The following is a 15,728-nucleotide window of genomic DNA, read 5'->3' as shown; positions in this document are numbered from 1 at the left end:
GGCTGTTAACCGACGGGACGCTCCTGGCATCACCTTGGGCTATAGACCGGTATGGACGTCCCCTAGGGCCCGAGTGGACTCTCGGCGATCTGTCGAAGAATAAACTTTCCGAAATACTTCAGTCTGAGAGAGTGCGCCAATATCGACGTCGACTCGATGAGAACTTCGGTCACTCAAGTGTTCGCGGTGCAGGAATCTCGTTCCGCCGTCCGGCAGGGCGGTCAGTATGAACTCGTGCACACCGCCGAAGATGGCTTTGGGTAGCCACGCCGCGCCGGGGATCACGGCCGCCCACGCCAGCCTGACTCCCGGTGTGGCTTCGATGAGGGGCAGACGCGCCACAATGGGACGTTGACCCGGCAGCCTCATGACAATCCTCAGATTGGTGCCTGCATCCGCACGCCCGTCGATCTCCTGGATGTACGTGGACCATTCGGGATAGCGGGGAAAGTCGGTGAGCACCGCCCACACCTGCTGGGGGCTGACGTTGATTTCGGTGGCTACCTTGGCGAGCTCTACCGTTCGCACGGCATTCCTCCGTGGGACTGGTCAAGGAGTGGCCGAATCAGTCTACTGAAAACCGCCATTGGGGAATCGGGTCGCTCGTATACTCTGCCCGAATTATCGTTGTTCAAGTGTCTTTCGGTTCATGCAAGTGGCGGACCGACGAGTTACCTGGTATGAGCGGACTTCGGAGTGGGCAGCGTGCTGGCGATCTCCTCACAGTCGCCCCACATGTGTTTTCGTACTCGAGGTCGCACCCGCTGTGGAGCAGGGTGGCAATGAGAGTGGCGCGGTTGGATAGGTGCACCGGGTAGGACGGGGTCGAGCCCCGTCGGGGAACAGTTGAGCTGTAACCGCAGGGCGTGGCGTCACAAGGCGTCACACCCTGCGGGCAACTATCGGCGCCGATCGCCGTCGTTCTGGCTCTGGCCCAAAGTTCGTCTGCGCAGTGAGACGCTGTTGATTCGAGTGAAGGTGGGAGACCTTCACCGCTTGTCCCTGCCGTAGCAGGGAGGTGGAGTTGAGGGCAGCCCGTCCTTTTTGATCAGACCTCTGCTGGGAGCACGGCGACGGCACTCGAACGGTGTCAATCGAGGTGATCTTTCTTTGCGGCCCGGATAGCGCCCCGAAATATCCAATTAGTAGCTGTTTGCCGGGAAGTTGAATCACCCCACAGCCCTCCATGTACGCGCGAAAAGGACAGCAATCGAAAGCACTACTTGCACTCGGAAAGTGCCTACCCGTGAACGAAACATGGACCCTCAACAAGCCCATCTTCCCTTACAGGGCAGGCACTTTCCTCATCTTAATCCCGCGTGTCACCGACCGATCATGAATCGGCGGACTAGCAGTGACTCGTCATCCGCATGCTGTTAATCCGGTCGAAAAGCCGGCTGTCGAACGTCCCACTGTCGAACCACCAGTGCCACTCGTTCTTGACCGTACCCCTGACAAACTTGGGGTCACCACCATGGTGAACAGGGCCTAGCACGATGCCAGCGCTATCCAGAGTATTCACCCACATCAACCACGCGTCATCGCTGCTACTGCTGACAATTATTGCCTCAAATACTGCGCTGCCGTCGCGATTGAGGGTCCATTTCGCGCGGTCCATTGTGCAGTCTCCTGCCCTGATGGGCCCCCAGCTGAACCAGCAGGAACCCGCCCCGGTGCAGACGGCTTGCGCGGTGGCGGACGCCTGCGTGCTGGCCGATGCTGGAGCGACAAGGATGCTACCGATTGCGAGCACAAGCATCGCCACGATAGTTGTGGCCCGACGTCGTAATGTAATCATCATATTGTTTTCTCCGAGAGTCGTCGAATCCGCACTGGTTAAACTTCCCAGACGGGATTCAAGCTTTTTCATAACCTTCGTTTGATAGGTGGAACGGCCCGGCCGCCGGTTGTCTGACGGTGTCGGTCTGCTGGCAACTTTTCCGCTTGGCCGGAGCGGGCTGGGAGATCCCACACAATCCCACACGGAGAGATCAACTTGTTCAATCGCGTCTGTGAGCCAGATCGCGGGCAGTGAAACGTGACTTCGGCGAGGGTTGCAGGGCTACGACGAGCGGCCCACTATTGGCCATCTCTGGGTGGAGAGATCTATGACAGCTTCGCGACCAAACCGCCCGCTCACTGCGATTCCGGACCCGGGCGGTGTCCGCACCCTCGATGAGCTCGTCGAGGGTCTGCGGTCGCTGAAGGTTTGGGCGGGCGGCATTTCCTCCCCCGGCCAGCAAGACGCCTGGGCCAACAGATCGACTCCTGGGCCCCGGCACCGACTACTTCGTGCGGCACAACCGTGCGGTAGCTCAACAAGGCGCAGCACTGCGAGCTGCTGATCGCCACTGGGCTGCGTGACGACAGTGGCCAACTGGCCCTTCCGCGGTGCCGCGACGGGCTGGGTAATCCCATGCGGATTCCCCACGTGGGAATATCAATTCTGTTCCGATCATGCTCCCTGGGCGGATCGGGCATTGCCCTGACTTCGACGGGTTTGCGGGGGCTATGATTAATGATCCCGTTAATGGTCATCCCCGGGGGAAATGATCTATGGCTGGTGTGCGACCGGACCACACGTTCGCGGTGATTCCGGACCCGGGTCGGGTCCGGAACCTCGATGAGCTCGTCGAAGGGTTACGGTCACTAAAGGTGTGGGCAGGTGACCCATCCTATGAGTCGATCACCGGCCGCATTAACAAGGCCTGGACGGCGGCCGGTCGCCCGGCAGGTGAATTGACAAAGAAGGCCACAGTTGTGGACTGTTTCAAACCCGGTCGGCGACGGCTGAATACCGACCTCGTGATCGCGGTGGTGCAGGCGTTGCACCCGGACGTGGGGTACGTGACGCAGTGGCGGCAGGCACTGCAGGTGGTTGGCGGGGAGGCTCGGGCGGCGTCGCAGGTCCGGGTGCAGGACTGCCTCCCGCAGGATCTGTCCGGGTTCACCGGCCGCGCCGCCGAACTGGACCGGCTCCGCCAGGTCCTGCACCACAGTCAGCAGGTCGGCGGCGCGGTGGTGATCTCCGCGATCGCCGGGATGGCCGGGGTCGGCAAAACCCAACTTGCCATCCACGCCGGGCACCAATTGATCCGGGAGAAGTCGTTTGACCGGGTCCTGTTCGTCAACCTGCGCGGATTCCACCCCGACCCCGCCCAGCCGCCGGCCGAGCCAGCTGCCGTCCTGGACGGCTTCCTGCGCCTGCTGGGGGTGCCCGGCCAGCAGATCCCGCACAACCTGCCCGCACGTGCCGCCGCCTACCGCGACCGCCTCGCCGGCACCCACGCCCTGGTGGTGCTGGACAATGCCGCCAACGAGGACCAGGTCCGCCCGCTGCTTCCCGAAACCCCGGACTGCCTCACACTGATCACCAGCCGGCGAAGGCTCACCGCCCTGCCCGCCGCGGCGCACTTGGCGGTGGACGTGTTCACCCCCGACGAGGCGGTGACATTCCTTACCAGGGCCGCACCCGAAGTTCCCGTCGGCCGAGACCCGCACGCCCCGACGCGGATCGCCCAGCGCTGTGGATACCTGCCCCTCGCCCTCGGGCTGCTCACCGGTCACATGCGCAGCACACCCGGCTGGACTCTCACCGATCACGCCGACCGGCTCGATGAACGCCACCGTGACCGGCGACTGGACACAGGGGTAGAACTCGCCCTCGACCTGTCCTATCAGCACCTCTCCACCGACCAGCAACGGCTGCTGCGGCTGTTGGCGCTACACCCCGGCCAAGACCTCGATGCCTACGCCGCCGCCGCGCTAGCCGACACCGATCTGCCCACCGCCCGGAACCACATGCACCACCTGCGCCAAGACCACTTGCTGCAACAGAGCACTTCCGGCCGGTATACCTTCCACGACCTGGTCCGCGGCTACGCCGTCAGCCGGGCCAGCGACGCAGACCGCCCACCCGAACGCATCGCCGCCCTCACCCGCCTGTTCGACTACTACCTGGCCACCACCGCCGCCGCCATAGACACCCTGCACCCCGCCGAGACGCACCGCCGGCCCTCCGTTCCCCCGGCCGGCACCCCCACACCCGCCCTAACCAGCCCGGACACCGCCCTCGCCTGGCTGGACACCGAACGCCCCACCCTCGTCGCCGTCGCCGCCCACACCGCCGCCCACGGCTGGCCCACCCACACCACCCGACTGTCCACCGCCCTGTTCCGCTACCTCGACGGCGGGCACTTCACCGACGCCCTGGCCATCCACGGTCATGCCCGCCATGCCGCCCAATCCACCGGCGACGCGGCCGGGCAAGCCCGGGCTTTGACCGACCTCGGCGCCACACACGCGCAGCTGGGCCAGCCGGGACCGGCCACCGACCACCTCCAGCAGGCCCTGCGCCTGTACCGGCAGGCCGGCGACCCGGCCGGTCAGGCCCGCGCCGTGAACAACCTCGGCCGCGTTGAGGCGCGGCTGGGCCACTATCGGCCAGCCACCGACTATTACCAGCAGGCCTTGACCCTGTACCGGCAGGCCGGCGACCAAGCCGGCGAAGCAAACGCACTGAACAGCGCCGGCGACGTCGAGGTCAAGCTCGGCCGCTTCCAGTCGGCCACCGATCACTACCAGCAGGCCCTGACTCTGGTCCGGCAGGCCGGCGACCGGGCCGGTGAAGCCTACGCACTCAACGGCCTCGGCGACGTCGAGGTCAAGTTCGGCCGCATCCAGCCGGCCATCGACCACCTCCAGCAGGCCCTGACCCTGTACCGGCAGCTCGGCAACCGCGCCGGCGAAGCCTGGACACTGGACAGCATCGGCGTCCTTCACATCCACCTCGGCCAGCCCTCCGAAGCTACCGGGTACTACCAGCAGGCCCTGGCCATCTTCCGCGAGGCCTGCGAACGCGACGGCGAAGCCTACGCACTCAACGGGCTCGGCGAAGCCGCCTACACCGCTGGCCGCCCCACCGACGCCGTCACCCACCACACCGCCGCCCACACCATCGCCGTCGACATCGGCGCACTCGACCAACAGGCCCGCGCCCACGTCGGACTCGGCCACGCCCACCACACCCTCGCCAACCCCACCCACGCCCGCCAGCACTACCAACACGCCCTGACCCTCTACACCCACCTCGGCACCACCGACGCCGACGACCTCCGCGCCCACCTCGCCACCATCGACAACAACTGATGACCTCTAACAACTGTCTTCGCGTTCGGTGTTTCCGCTCCGACACCCGGGGCTGGGTCCGATGACGGGTCATCGGTCAGCCACACCGCCAGCACCGTGTATCCACCAATCGGGGCCAGCGCGGAGAACGTCATGCCACACCTCGCCTCTTGAGACCGCTTCAACCAAGTGGAGTCAGCTCGAACTGGCCCTGTACCGCTCGATAAGTCGTCGCGCCTGGTCAGGGCGCTAGGACAACAGGCATTGAGATCATGGCACGAAACGCCGTCCTCCGCCGGCAGATCACCGGTCAGGTCCGCTACGAGCCCGCGGACCGGTTCTGGTTTCGCCGCACTGTCCTCACTGCTCCCCCGACGCCGCTGACACGAGATCTTCCCCATCCAACCCGCAACGATCTGGCCTGGCACCGCAGGTTCATCGCCGCGAAATGGGACAACAGCACACGCCGACGCCCTGCCGGGCGGCCGCCAACCCACGCCACGATCAAGAAGCTCGTCCTGCAGTTGGCCAACGACAACCCGCGCTGGGGCCACCGGAGAATCCAAGGCGAACTGGAACGACTCGGTCACCCAATCGCAGCATCCACCGTATGGAAGATCCTCAGCTCAGCCGGGATCGATCCCGCTCCACGCCGAACTGGTCCCACGCCGCGGACTTCTTCCACATCGACACCGCACTCGGCAAACGCCTCTACGCCCTGGTATTCCTCGAACACGGCACACGGCGACTGCACATCGCCGGCGTCACCGAACACCCGACCCAGCACTGGACCACCCAACAGGCCCGCAATCTCACCACCGGTCTCGACACGAACCCATTCCGCTTCCTGCTCGCGACCGCGACACGAAGTACTCGACGGCGTTCGACGCCGTCTTCCGAGCCGAGGACATGGGCATCTTGACCAGCGCACCTCAGGCACCGCGGATGAACGCGCACTGCGAACGGGTCATCAGAACCCTCCGTATCCTGCCGCCGGAAGACCCGTCCCCATCCTCAGGCTCTCACCGGCGTCAACAACCTCATGACCCGCAACAGCTAGGCCTCCCATCACCGCACCGCCGTGGCGTTCTGCCTCGCAGCGTCGCGAACACGAAGCAGGGCGCGTAGCCCGGCAGCGGACACCATGCTCACGCTGCCACCACAGATGATCATTCGGTCGGTGGGCGATAACCGAGCCGTCCGCGGGTGCCGAGCAGGACCAGTACCGCGGCGACGACCGAACCTGTTGCCATCGCCTGCATTGCCCGGTCCCCGTCGATGCTGGGGAACGTTTCCGACCACATGACCGAGGCGAAGTTGTTGACGCTGACGTGAAGGAGCATCGCCAGGGGCAGGCTCTCCCTGGTGCGGTTGAACACCCATGTCATCACCACGTTGAACGCGATGCAGAAGACCGCGAAGGCGACCGGGCGGGTCCAGTCCGCATCTGGCCAACCGCCCCACTCGGTCAAGAACAGCGGCAGGTGCCAGGCTGCCCACAGTGGACCGAGGATCATCGTTCCGGTCAGCGGGCCGAACCGTCGCTGCATGCGCGGCAGGGCGAAGTCCCGCCAGCCCGGTTCCTCGGCAAGCCCGGTGGTGATCATCTGGAGTAGCAGGGCCGGCACGTAGGCCGCGACCGCCATCATCGAGGGCACCGCGATCTGCCCTCCGGAAAACGCCCACCCGGTCACCAGCATCGCCGCCGGAACGCCGAGCAGTGTGATCGCGTACCAGTGCCAGCGAACCCGCCAACGCCACATCCGGCCCACCCACCGCCGCAACCCTGCCTTCCCGTCGGCGACTGCGGTGACCACCAGCGCCGAGGCGATGGGGCCGAGATAGGCGCCGGGCAGCACTCCGGCGAACTGGCTGGTCCCGAGAACCTCCGGGAACCGGTAAGCCCACCAGCCCAGCCCGTTCTCCGAGAGGATGTAGGGCGTCCAGGCCAGCCAGCTCAGCAAGTTGGCGAGCAGGAAGAAGCTCAGCAGCGGATGGCGGCGCATCATTCCGAACACACCACCGGCACGGGACGGATCTGGAGGCCGGGAACTGGGGTCGGTGAGCGGCGGGGTGTGGTTCGAAGTCGTCATGACCGAAATCCTGCAGACGAGCGAAGTCGGTCACGAGATGCGAACGACCGAAGCCCTCAGATGCCATCTAAAGACGCAAGATTCGCGCCGGAGCCCATGCATTGCCGGACCGGGAACGGATAACGGTGACCAGACCACACGAGCTGTGACGTCCCGCCCGCCGATATTCACCACCCTGAACACGCCACCGACGCGCACACCCACGAAAACACACAAGACCCCCGCCAATGCACGTCAGTGCGTGCGCTCCTGCTCGGGCACGGCGACAACGTGGTTCTGATAAGCCCATACAACGGCCTGTAGTCGGGATGTCACTCCGAGCTTGGGCAGCATCCGGGCCAGGTGCGACTTGATCGTCGAAACCTCCACGACCAGCCTGCGGGCGATATCGTCGTTGGACATACCCTCCGCGAGCAGCAACAGGATGTCGTGCTCACGCGGGGTGAGTAACTCTTCTACCCGCCGCCCGGCCACCGGCTGCAGCCGTCGCCGGTGCACGAACTCGCTCAGAATGCGCCGGGTCAGCGTCTGGTCGATCGTTCCCCGCCCAGCGGCCACCTGCCGCACCGCAGATACGATGTCATCTGGTTCGGAATCCTTGAGCAAGAATCCTGACGCCCCGGCCTCCAGCGCTCCGAACACGTAATCGTCGAGGTCGAAGGTCGTCAGCACGAGCACCGGCACCTGCGGGTCGGCATGCGGCGCGCACAGCTCCCTGGCCACCTCGATGCCGCTGCGGCCAGGCATCCGGATATCGAGGCAGGCCACGTCGGGCACCAACTCACGCGCCATGGTCAGCGCCTGCGTCCCATCCCGGGCAACGCCGACGACCTCGATGTCCAGCTCGGCAGTCAGCAGCGCCGTCAGTCCGGTGCGCACCAGGGGTTGGTCATCGGCGATGAGCACGCGGATCATGTGAGACCTCCGGAAGGGTCGCGGGCGCGCACATCGTACTGACCGTCTCCCCGAGCGGAAGCCTTAGCCGCACCTCCCAACCACCGTCCAGAGTGGGGCCATGGTCGAGATCGGCTCCGACTAGCTGAGCCCGTTCGGCCATGCCCACCAAGCCGAACCCGCTGCCGGGACCCGGATCGGGGCTGGTGGGCACGCCATTGCGCACGCTGATCGTGAGCCATCCCTCACGTGGCTCGCCGATCTCGACCGTGCAGGGCGCACCAGGTGCGTGCACCGCCGCGTTCGCCAGTGACTCCTGCACCATCCGGTAGGCGACGAGCTGCGCCAGTGGGCCCGGCGCCTCCCCGCGCAGCGGCATGCGCAACTCGATCTCGGCGCCCGCCGCCCGCCGGGCCTCGACGAGCCCGGCCACCGCGTCGAGGGTCTCCACCGGACGGGCCGCGTCGGTCTCCTCGCGTAGCAGTCCAACCAGCCGTCGCAGGTCGGCCAGCACGGCACGGCTCTGCTCGCGGATCTGGGCCACCGAATGTTTGGCTGTCGCGGGGTTGGTGTCGATCTGCCGGGCGACCGCCCCGGCCAGCATCGCGATACCGGACAGATGGTGAGCGGCGATGTCGTGCAGTTCTCGCGACAGCGCCGTGCGCTGTCGCGAGATCGCCGCCTGCAGGAGCGCGTCCTGCTCCCGACGCAGGGCCGCCAGTTCCAGCCGACGTGCCTCGTGCGCGTCCCGACGTGCTGCGGTCACCGAGCCGAACAGCAACGGCAGCCCGATAACCAGCAACGCCTGTAGCGCCGCACCGGTGCCGGCTGCGCCCACCCCGGAAACGCCGCGAGGGTCTGCGGTCAGGAACTGTCCCGTGGCTAACAGCACCCCCGCGGCGAGCAGCGGTCCCCATAACCGTCGCGCCGGACGGGCGACGACGGCGAGGAACACCGAGACCAACACGGCGACGGCGGTGAACGTGAATGCCGGCCCTGGCTCCACCGGGATCAGCACCAGCGCCACCGCGGCCAACCCAGGCACCACCACCTCGGGTGCCCGACCAGTCCAGGCGACCGCGACAGCCTGCACCAGCAGTACCACCGCGACCATCCACCACGCCGCGCCCCCGAGGCCGGGCACCAAGCCCAGGTCCGGGTTGGCCTCGGCCGCGCTCGGGAGAAACAGCAGCATGCCGATCGCGGCCACACCGCTACCCAGCGCGGCCCCCGGATGCAACGGTCGGGACCCGTGCGACACCCAGGTAAGGGGGAACATATCGGCCTCCACGGATCTGACCAGCAGGATCTGCCACGCTCCCAGCCCGGCCTCGCGGGTAACCGACGTCGCGCCCGGTGGACAGTGACCAGCCCATCTTCGGTCACGACGGTACGCCGACCGCTATCGACGGCCCAGTTTGCATCGAAAGTAGGACACGACCGGTTGTCACCTTTTCACCGATGTGCCCACACCCGCCAGACAGCCACGATAGATCCCATCGGACAGCCACCGGCCGCCCGCACGACCAGGAAGGAACCAGTCATGACCACCGAGAACCGCACACCCCCCACCACCGCTACCACCGGCACGACTGTCGCGAACGCGGCACCTCGCAGGTTGCCACGCGGGCCCGTGTGGGTTCTGCTGATTCTGGCCGTTGCGGCCAACGCCGGCGCGTCACTGTTCTCGCTGCCGATCGCTATCGGGATCCTCTTCGGGGTTATCGCGTTCACCCTGGGTGCGCTCCTAGTGCACGACCACTACCGACGACGCACCCAGCGCAACATGTGACGACGGCGACCGTGCGGCGGACTCCCCCGCCGTCAGGCGCTCCGCGCAGTCGGCCGCGAGATATGTCCCCTGCGCTCTATGGAATCTCCCGAGTCCGCTGGCGACGTGCTCCGTCCCTTGTCCCACGTCAACCATAAGGCTGCCCGAGCTACTGCCGTCGAAACACTCTCGCCCCGCCACAACGGCTGCCACCAATCTGACCAATACCGAGGCTCGACCGCGGCAGCGACAGCATTCGTGTTAACGGCACAGCTGACCAGCTTCTGCACACCGATTGGTTGGCTCGGCGGCGGTGTGGCTTGGTGCCGTGGTGATCGCTGCGTGCAGGGAATCACCAGACTTCCTTATACGGGCGGGTATGCCAGCCCCAGAGAGACACGAAGGCCAATGGCGGTATTGGATGCAGCGGGTTGTCGGTGAGATAGGTTGCGAGGGCAAGAGCTGCAGACTCGACTGCAGTATCACTCAGAGATCTTGCCCTCTACCGCGCCCTCATGTCTCGGCTGCCTCATGACATAAAGGGGAGCCTACTGAGCACGCGTGGCCTCCCCGCTTGGCGGTGCTTCGCTACTCGGGTCGGCGGCCCCAGGCCGCGACGGTGGCGAGGCACAGGTCGTGGAAGTCCGGGCTCTCGACGAGCTCGCCGAACTCGGCGAGTTCGGCTTCGGTGATACCCAGCTGGCCGGTGAGGTCGGCCGCGAGCTGCTCGCCGCTGCGCCGCCAGAATCGGCCCATCGGTGTCGGCCCGACCGCCGGCAGCGAGGTCTCGCTTCCGAGGTCGGTCAGGCCCAACGGGCGCAACGGTGCGGGAAACGTCCGCGCCCAAGCGGGGTCGGTGCCGATACGGTTGATGACGGCATCGCAGATCGCGAGGCTCACCTTGCGATACAAGGGATGCGGCGACGACTCGAGCGGGAAGCGGGCGAGGTCCTCGATCACCAACCAGCCCCCCGGCGCGAGCCACCGGACCACCCGCTCGAGCACGGCGTCCCGGCTCGGCAGATGAGCGAACAGCCAACGGGCATGGATGAGGTCGAAGCCACCCGCCGGGAAGTCCTCGCGAGTGACATCGCTTTCGACTGCCTCCCAACCGGTTCGGTCGTCGAGCACCGACAGCAGGCGAATGTCGCGGTCCATCGCGACCACCCGGCCGCGCGGGCAGCGTCGCGCCAGCCACCGGGTCACGGTGCCGAGCCCGGCACCGATGTCGAGACAACGCCAGTCCTCCCGTATCGGCAGCCGCGCCAGCCGCCGGAACGACCCGTCGTCCAGGGCACCGGCAAGCCCGTGGAGGCGGTCCAGTTCCGCGTCGTGGCCGTGGGAGAACATGCGCTCGCCATAACGTTCCGTGCCAGTACCGGTCATCGGCAAGCCTCCTGGTCGCAGGGCCACCAACATTGCCGGCCTTGCCGGGTTTTCCGCAAGCCGACGTTCGGGACATCCCGACAGCGTTCCGGACACACGCGCCTGACTGTGGGCCCTCAGCGCCGAACAGTCACCCAAATCCGCCAGCTCATCGGCTACTTGTTGAATGGCGGTACGACCGATGCCCGGCCAGGCTTGGTCGAGGTGCTCGACGGGTGGCTCCCTCATCGGCTGCCCACCGTGCTGTTGGGTGTGGCTCACTCATGGCGTGCCCCGTCGAGCACCGTGGCGGAGTGTGGCTCAAGAGGGGTCTGCCCAGCTCGAAGTAGCGCTGCCCACCTCGCCTAATACCAACCCTTTCCCCGGCGAGGAGAATCAGCGTGGGATCAGTGATCATCGGCATGGACCCCCACAAACGGTCGGCCACCATCGAGATCATCGACCATCGGGAACACGTCCTGCGTACCGGACGGTTCGGCACTGACCAGGACGGCTACCAGCGGATGCTGGCGGTCGGCCATGCGCATCCGCAGCGGGTCTGGGCGGTCGAAGGCACCCAAGGCATCGGCCGCCATCTCGCGCAGCGCCTGGTCGCTGATGGGCAGACCGTTGTCGATGTACCAGCAAAACTGTCGGCGCGGGTGCGGGTGTTCGCCACCGGTCAGGGCCGCAAGACCGACCCGGTCGACGCGCACTCGGTGGCCGTAATTGCCTTACGCACCAAGGGATTGCGCCAGGTGGAGATCGATGGCACCACGGCGGCTTTGCGTTTGTTGGTCGATCACCGTGACGAACTCGGGCATGCCCGTACCCAGACGGTCAACCGTCTGCACCGTCTGCTGCTGGAGTTGTTGCCGGGTGGGGCCAAAAAGTTCCTGTCCGCCGCTCAGGCCCGCATCCTGCTGGCCTCGGTGCGACCTCGAGACGTCGTGAGCCGCACCCGTCGACGCCTGGCCGCGGACCTGATCACCGAGTTAGACCGGATCGACAAACGGATCAAGACCGCAGACACCGAGCTGCGTGAGTTGGTCGCCGCCACCGGCAGCACCCTGCTGGAGCTGACCGGGATCGGCCCATCCGGCGCCGCCCGTCTGCTGGGCGACATCGGTGATATCAGCCGGTTCGCCGACAAGGGCCGCTTCGCCTCCTGGAACGGCACCGCACCGCTGGAAGCCTCCTCCGGCGATCAACGACGCCACCGGCTGTCGCGGGCGGGCAACCGCAGGATCAACCGGGTCCTGCACATCATGGCCATCGTGCAACTGCGCCACGACACCGAGGGCCGCGCCTACTATCGGCGCAAGCTCGCCGACGGCAAGACCAACATGGAGGCCATGCGGTGCCTCAAACGCCGCCTGTCCGACATCGTCTACCGCGTCATGGTCCGCGACGCCCACCGCGGGGCGGCAGGCCCGGGAGGACACATGGGGGCGGCTCCTGACTCCAGCGCGGCTGACCCGATCCCCATGGTCAGCACTTCGGACAAGTCACTTCCCGAACCCTGCGCTTGCCGAAAACCTCATCCGTCCTGGTCAGGCCGTGTCACCAACATCAACCCTGTCGCCGCATACGCTCAGGGATCAGCACGGCAGGATGGCTGGCCGTGCTACTGCGACTGGCCTACCTCGGCCTGATCAACACCTTCGCCCTACTTCGTTTGCTCCCGATGACCGACCGGGACAAGGACACCGAGATCCTGGTGCTGCGACACCAGATCACAGTGCTGCAACGGCAACTCAGCGATACCAGGGTGCGATTCAGTCCGACTGACAGGGCGTTACTCGCCGCGCTCTTGCATCGACTGCCGCGCCAGGCCTTGCATCGACTCCGTCTGCTGGTGCGCCCGGATACGATTCTGCGTTGGCACCGTGACCTTATGCGCCGACACCATGCCAGGATGTCCCGACCGAACCGTCCAGGTCGGCCTCGCACGATTCGATCCGTGCGAGTCCTGGTCCAGCGCCTGGCGAAGGAGAATCCGAGCTGGGGCTACCGGCGCGTCCACGGCGAACTTCTTGTCTTGGGCGTCAAAGTCGCCGCATCTACCGTGTGGCAGATCCTGACCGACGCCGGGATCGATCCTGCTCCCGACCGCGCGTCGAGCACCTGGGCCCAGTTCCTTCGCTCCCAGGCGGAGTTCCTGCTGGGCTGTGACTTCTTCGAAACCGTCACTCTCACCGGTGTCCGCATGTACGTGCTGGTCGTGATCGAGCACGCGCAGCGCCGCATCCGCATCCTCGGCGCCACACCACATCCGACCGCAGCATGGGTGACCCAGGCCGCTCGCAACCTCGCTATGGATCTAGAGGACGCCAACTCCCGAACACGGTTCCTGATCCACGATAGAGACGGCAAATTCCCTCACCTGTTCGACACCATCCTCGCCGACGCCGGCATCAAAGTCGTGCTGAGCGGTGTTCAGATGCCCAGGATGAACTCGATCGTCGAACGCTGGATCCAGACCTGCCAACACGAACTCCTCGACCGCACACTGACCTGGAACCAGCGACACCTACTCCACGCGCTCCGCGAATACGAACGCTTCTACAACTCGCACCGACCCCACCAAGGCATCGCCAACGCCCGACCACTTCAACCACTGCCAGAGTCGATCACCGATCCAGCCCAGATCACCAGGCTCGACGTCCGCCGGCGCCCACGTTTGGGCGGCATTCTCAACGAGTACCACCACGCCGCTTGACCTGCGCGGATGACATTTTCGGCAAGCACAACGGCTCATGGTGCACGATTACCGCAGCTCAGCGTGTCAGTGCACAGTTTTGGCGTCCACAGGTAGGGGAAGGCTGTTGATTCGACGTTCTCGTGGATAAGCCGGTTCACCAGTTACTGCGTGGCCGTTGTCGAGCACACGGCCCTGGCTAGGTTGTGCCGCTCGAAAAGTCATCGCTGCACGTCACACCACATATCGGCTGTCGTTGCGGCCGATTGGGTTAGCCGATCCAGGTGACGCTGACTACGACGACGCGGCGTTGGTCTTCCAGGACGAGGTATACGGCGATGCCTTCGGCGGTGGGGCCGAACACTATCTTGCGCAGGTTTCCGTCGGGGTTGTCGTCGCGGTATGGGGGAGCGTCCCACGGGGTCAATTCGAGGAATGCGATGAGTTCGGCGTAGAAGGGCAGCGCTGCGATCGGGAGCCCGTCGACCTGGTCTCGTGCCTCGGGCAGGATTTCGTAGGAGTACACCTGGTCAGTGGCCCAGCCTCGTGTTGATCTGTGCTTTGTGTTCTTGGCCGGACACGGTGGGTACGTCTTGTCCGTTTTGTAGGCGGGCGACTTGGTCGAGCATGCGTTGGTGTGCGTGTGGTCCTTGTCGTTGAGTGATGTCGGCGATCTTGCGATAGGTGTCCAGCACGGTGAGTACGCCGGTCAGGTTGAGGGTGTGGGCGGCGGCGGCCATTTCCTCGGCGTAGCGTTGTTCGAACTCGCTGCGCTCGGAGCCGACAAGGGCGTCGCGGATCGCTTGGGGGGTGTTGGCTGATAGGAGGGCAGGAGCCGGGTGCGGGTCCGGTGACGGCGTGGCAGGTGAGGCCATGTTCACACGATAACCCGCTGGACGGTCAGCAGGGATGTGGACGTGGTCGTGTCGGTTCTTCCAGGATGCGCGTGCTGGGAACCTCATCTGTGCTGGTCAGAGGCGTATGGGGTGTCAGAAGTCGACCCTGTGGCCGTGACCTGCGCGTTAGACTGCAGGGGGTTCGTATTCGTTGATCAGGGCTGTGTTGGTCGAAAACCCCTGCTACTGGCTGTGACCTGGGGTTTCACGCAGCTTGCTGGTATTTGTTGAGCAGTCCACCGAGAACGCGCCGTCGTCGGATCCGGTCTGCTGGCGTGGGGAACGGGATCACGTTCTGTTCGTCGTCGGGGGCATGCAGCTCCAGTCCGTCGCCTTGGTGACTGCATCCAGCGTTGTGATGGACGATGTAGCCGTCCATCACGCGGCGTAGATGGCGCTTTCCGACGATGAGGATCCGGGCCGGTGCACTCACGGCGGACGGAAGCGATCCAGCGTTCGGCATACGCGTTCATCCGCGGCGCCTGGGACGCGGTGAACACGACATCGATCCCGGTGAAGGCGAAGACCGCGTCGAAGGTGGCACCGAACTTCGCATCACAGTCGAGAGTCAGATGGCTGAATCGGTGCCCGGTCTCCTCCAGGTCGGCGACAAGATTGCGAGCGATCTGCACGGTCCATTGCGCCATTGCGCGGTCGGGCGCGCGGTGACGCCGAGCAGGTGAACCCGGCGTGTCTTGATGTCGATGACGAACGCCAACGCGGCGAGCACCGCCCGATCAGCCCAGGACATGCGCGGTCGCGGATTCACGCGCTGCGGCACGACGACCTCGTGCTGCAGCGCCCGTATTTTCGCGTGTGACGCTCAAATACTCATCGCTGCTGGTCAACGGGCCTGCTAGTCAGGTCGAGACAATCCTTGC

Annotated in this window: 15 protein-coding genes; 6 read left to right on the top strand and 9 right to left on the bottom strand. The window is 65.5% G+C overall.

The annotated features are described in order from the left end of the window. Positions 1 to 39: 39 nt before the first annotated feature. A complete protein-coding gene (locus B9C43_RS52225) occupies positions 40 to 528 on the bottom strand; it encodes an SRPBCC domain-containing protein (RefSeq protein WP_084434659.1) in 489 nt (162 codons plus the stop codon). An 820-nt stretch (positions 529 to 1,348) separates the two neighbouring features. Continuing rightward, positions 1,349 to 1,618, bottom strand: coding sequence for a DUF6294 family protein (locus B9C43_RS60330; RefSeq protein WP_407657187.1), 270 nt, complete (start codon positions 1,616 to 1,618; stop codon positions 1,349 to 1,351). A gap of 938 nt (positions 1,619 to 2,556) precedes the next feature. Here B9C43_RS60330 and B9C43_RS52215 point away from each other — a divergent pair. Together B9C43_RS52215 and B9C43_RS58035 are read left to right on the top strand one after the other, a co-directional pair. Continuing rightward, entirely contained in the window at positions 2,557 to 5,148 is a 2,592-nt protein-coding gene (locus B9C43_RS52215; RefSeq protein ID WP_084434657.1) for a tetratricopeptide repeat protein, read from the top strand. 589 nt (positions 5,149 to 5,737) lie between these two features. Continuing rightward, the gene (locus tag B9C43_RS58035) at positions 5,738 to 6,049 is read left to right on the top strand and encodes a hypothetical protein (protein ID WP_200826100.1); all 312 of its coding nucleotides are present in this window, start codon (positions 5,738 to 5,740) and stop codon (positions 6,047 to 6,049) included. Positions 6,050 to 6,296: 247 nt separating this feature from the next. Here the strand turns inward: B9C43_RS58035 and B9C43_RS52205 are convergent, their stop codons facing one another. From B9C43_RS52205 to B9C43_RS52195, 3 genes are all read right to left on the bottom strand, one after another. After that, positions 6,297 to 7,220, bottom strand: coding sequence for a CPBP family intramembrane glutamic endopeptidase (locus B9C43_RS52205; protein WP_235039350.1), 924 nt, complete (start codon positions 7,218 to 7,220; stop codon positions 6,297 to 6,299). A gap of 234 nt (positions 7,221 to 7,454) precedes the next feature. Next, on the bottom strand, positions 7,455 to 8,135 hold the full coding sequence (locus tag B9C43_RS52200; protein ID WP_084434656.1) for a response regulator: 681 nt from the start codon (positions 8,133 to 8,135) through the stop codon (positions 7,455 to 7,457). After that, the gene (locus tag B9C43_RS52195; protein WP_143447216.1) at positions 8,110 to 9,393 is read right to left on the bottom strand and encodes a sensor histidine kinase; all 1,284 of its coding nucleotides are present in this window, start codon (positions 9,391 to 9,393) and stop codon (positions 8,110 to 8,112) included. The genes B9C43_RS52200 and B9C43_RS52195 overlap by 26 nt, the downstream gene beginning before the upstream one ends. A gap of 264 nt (positions 9,394 to 9,657) precedes the next feature. Between B9C43_RS52195 and B9C43_RS52190 the strand changes: the two genes are divergently transcribed. After that, positions 9,658 to 9,906: a hypothetical protein gene (locus B9C43_RS52190; protein WP_084434654.1), complete on the top strand. Its 249-nt coding sequence runs from the start codon at positions 9,658 to 9,660 to the stop codon at positions 9,904 to 9,906. Positions 9,907 to 10,473: 567 nt separating this feature from the next. Here the strand turns inward: B9C43_RS52190 and B9C43_RS52185 are convergent. Further along, positions 10,474 to 11,271: a class I SAM-dependent methyltransferase gene (locus B9C43_RS52185; protein ID WP_160097351.1), complete on the bottom strand. Its 798-nt coding sequence runs from the start codon at positions 11,269 to 11,271 to the stop codon at positions 10,474 to 10,476. Positions 11,272 to 11,651: 380 nt separating this feature from the next. Between B9C43_RS52185 and B9C43_RS52180 the strand changes: the two genes are divergently transcribed. Both B9C43_RS52180 and B9C43_RS58030 read left to right on the top strand, forming a co-directional pair. After that, a complete protein-coding gene (locus B9C43_RS52180) occupies positions 11,652 to 12,905 on the top strand; it encodes an IS110 family RNA-guided transposase (protein ID WP_200826099.1) in 1,254 nt (417 codons plus the stop codon). 308 nt (positions 12,906 to 13,213) lie between these two features. After that, positions 13,214 to 13,972 carry an integrase core domain-containing protein gene (locus B9C43_RS58030; RefSeq protein WP_235039349.1) on the top strand — a complete coding sequence of 253 codons (759 nt, stop codon included), beginning with the start codon at positions 13,214 to 13,216 and terminating at the stop codon, positions 13,970 to 13,972. A gap of 250 nt (positions 13,973 to 14,222) precedes the next feature. Here the strand turns inward: B9C43_RS58030 and B9C43_RS52170 are convergent, their stop codons facing one another. From B9C43_RS52170 to B9C43_RS52160, 3 genes are all read right to left on the bottom strand, one after another. Further along, positions 14,223 to 14,477: a hypothetical protein gene (locus B9C43_RS52170; protein WP_084434651.1), complete on the bottom strand. Its 255-nt coding sequence runs from the start codon at positions 14,475 to 14,477 to the stop codon at positions 14,223 to 14,225. Positions 14,478 to 14,481: 4 nt separating this feature from the next. Continuing rightward, positions 14,482 to 14,826: a DUF6247 family protein gene (locus B9C43_RS52165; RefSeq protein WP_143447215.1), complete on the bottom strand. Its 345-nt coding sequence runs from the start codon at positions 14,824 to 14,826 to the stop codon at positions 14,482 to 14,484. A 226-nt stretch (positions 14,827 to 15,052) separates the two neighbouring features. Further along, positions 15,053 to 15,310: a transposase gene (locus B9C43_RS52160; protein WP_200826098.1), complete on the bottom strand. Its 258-nt coding sequence runs from the start codon at positions 15,308 to 15,310 to the stop codon at positions 15,053 to 15,055. Positions 15,311 to 15,493: 183 nt separating this feature from the next. Here B9C43_RS52160 and B9C43_RS57260 point away from each other — a divergent pair, with 183 nt between their 5' ends. Beyond that, entirely contained in the window at positions 15,494 to 15,667 is a 174-nt protein-coding gene (locus tag B9C43_RS57260) for a hypothetical protein (protein ID WP_160097349.1), read from the top strand. Positions 15,668 to 15,728: the final 61 nt, after the last annotated feature.

The organism is Kibdelosporangium aridum (assembly GCF_900176515.1).
GTDB lineage: Bacteria > Actinomycetota > Actinomycetes > Mycobacteriales > Pseudonocardiaceae > Kibdelosporangium > Kibdelosporangium aridum.
The sequence above is the reverse complement of the archived record's forward strand: the minus strand, read 5'-3'. Positions and strand labels throughout refer to the sequence as shown.

Bases quoted from the DNA above. Each gene is read 5' to 3' on its own strand.
- B9C43_RS52200 (WP_084434656.1), bottom strand. From the start codon at position 8,135: ATGATCCGCGTGCTCATCGCCGATGACCAACCCCTGGTGCGCACCGGA.
- B9C43_RS60330 (WP_407657187.1), bottom strand. From the start codon at position 1,618: ATGGACCGCGCGAAATGGACCCTCAATCGCGACGGCAGCGCAGTATTT.
- B9C43_RS52190 (WP_084434654.1), top strand. From the start codon at position 9,658: ATGACCACCGAGAACCGCACACCCCCCACCACCGCTACCACCGGCACG.
- B9C43_RS52205 (WP_235039350.1), bottom strand. From the start codon at position 7,220: ATGACGACTTCGAACCACACCCCGCCGCTCACCGACCCCAGTTCCCGG.
- B9C43_RS58035 (WP_200826100.1), top strand. From the start codon at position 5,738: ATGGAAGATCCTCAGCTCAGCCGGGATCGATCCCGCTCCACGCCGAAC.
- B9C43_RS52165 (WP_143447215.1), bottom strand. From the start codon at position 14,826: ATGGCCTCACCTGCCACGCCGTCACCGGACCCGCACCCGGCTCCTGCC.
- B9C43_RS52215 (WP_084434657.1), top strand. From the start codon at position 2,557: ATGGCTGGTGTGCGACCGGACCACACGTTCGCGGTGATTCCGGACCCG.
- B9C43_RS52160 (WP_200826098.1), bottom strand. From the start codon at position 15,310: ATGCCGAACGCTGGATCGCTTCCGTCCGCCGTGAGTGCACCGGCCCGG.
- B9C43_RS52195 (WP_143447216.1), bottom strand. From the start codon at position 9,393: ATGTTCCCCCTTACCTGGGTGTCGCACGGGTCCCGACCGTTGCATCCG.
- B9C43_RS52185 (WP_160097351.1), bottom strand. From the start codon at position 11,271: ATGACCGGTACTGGCACGGAACGTTATGGCGAGCGCATGTTCTCCCAC.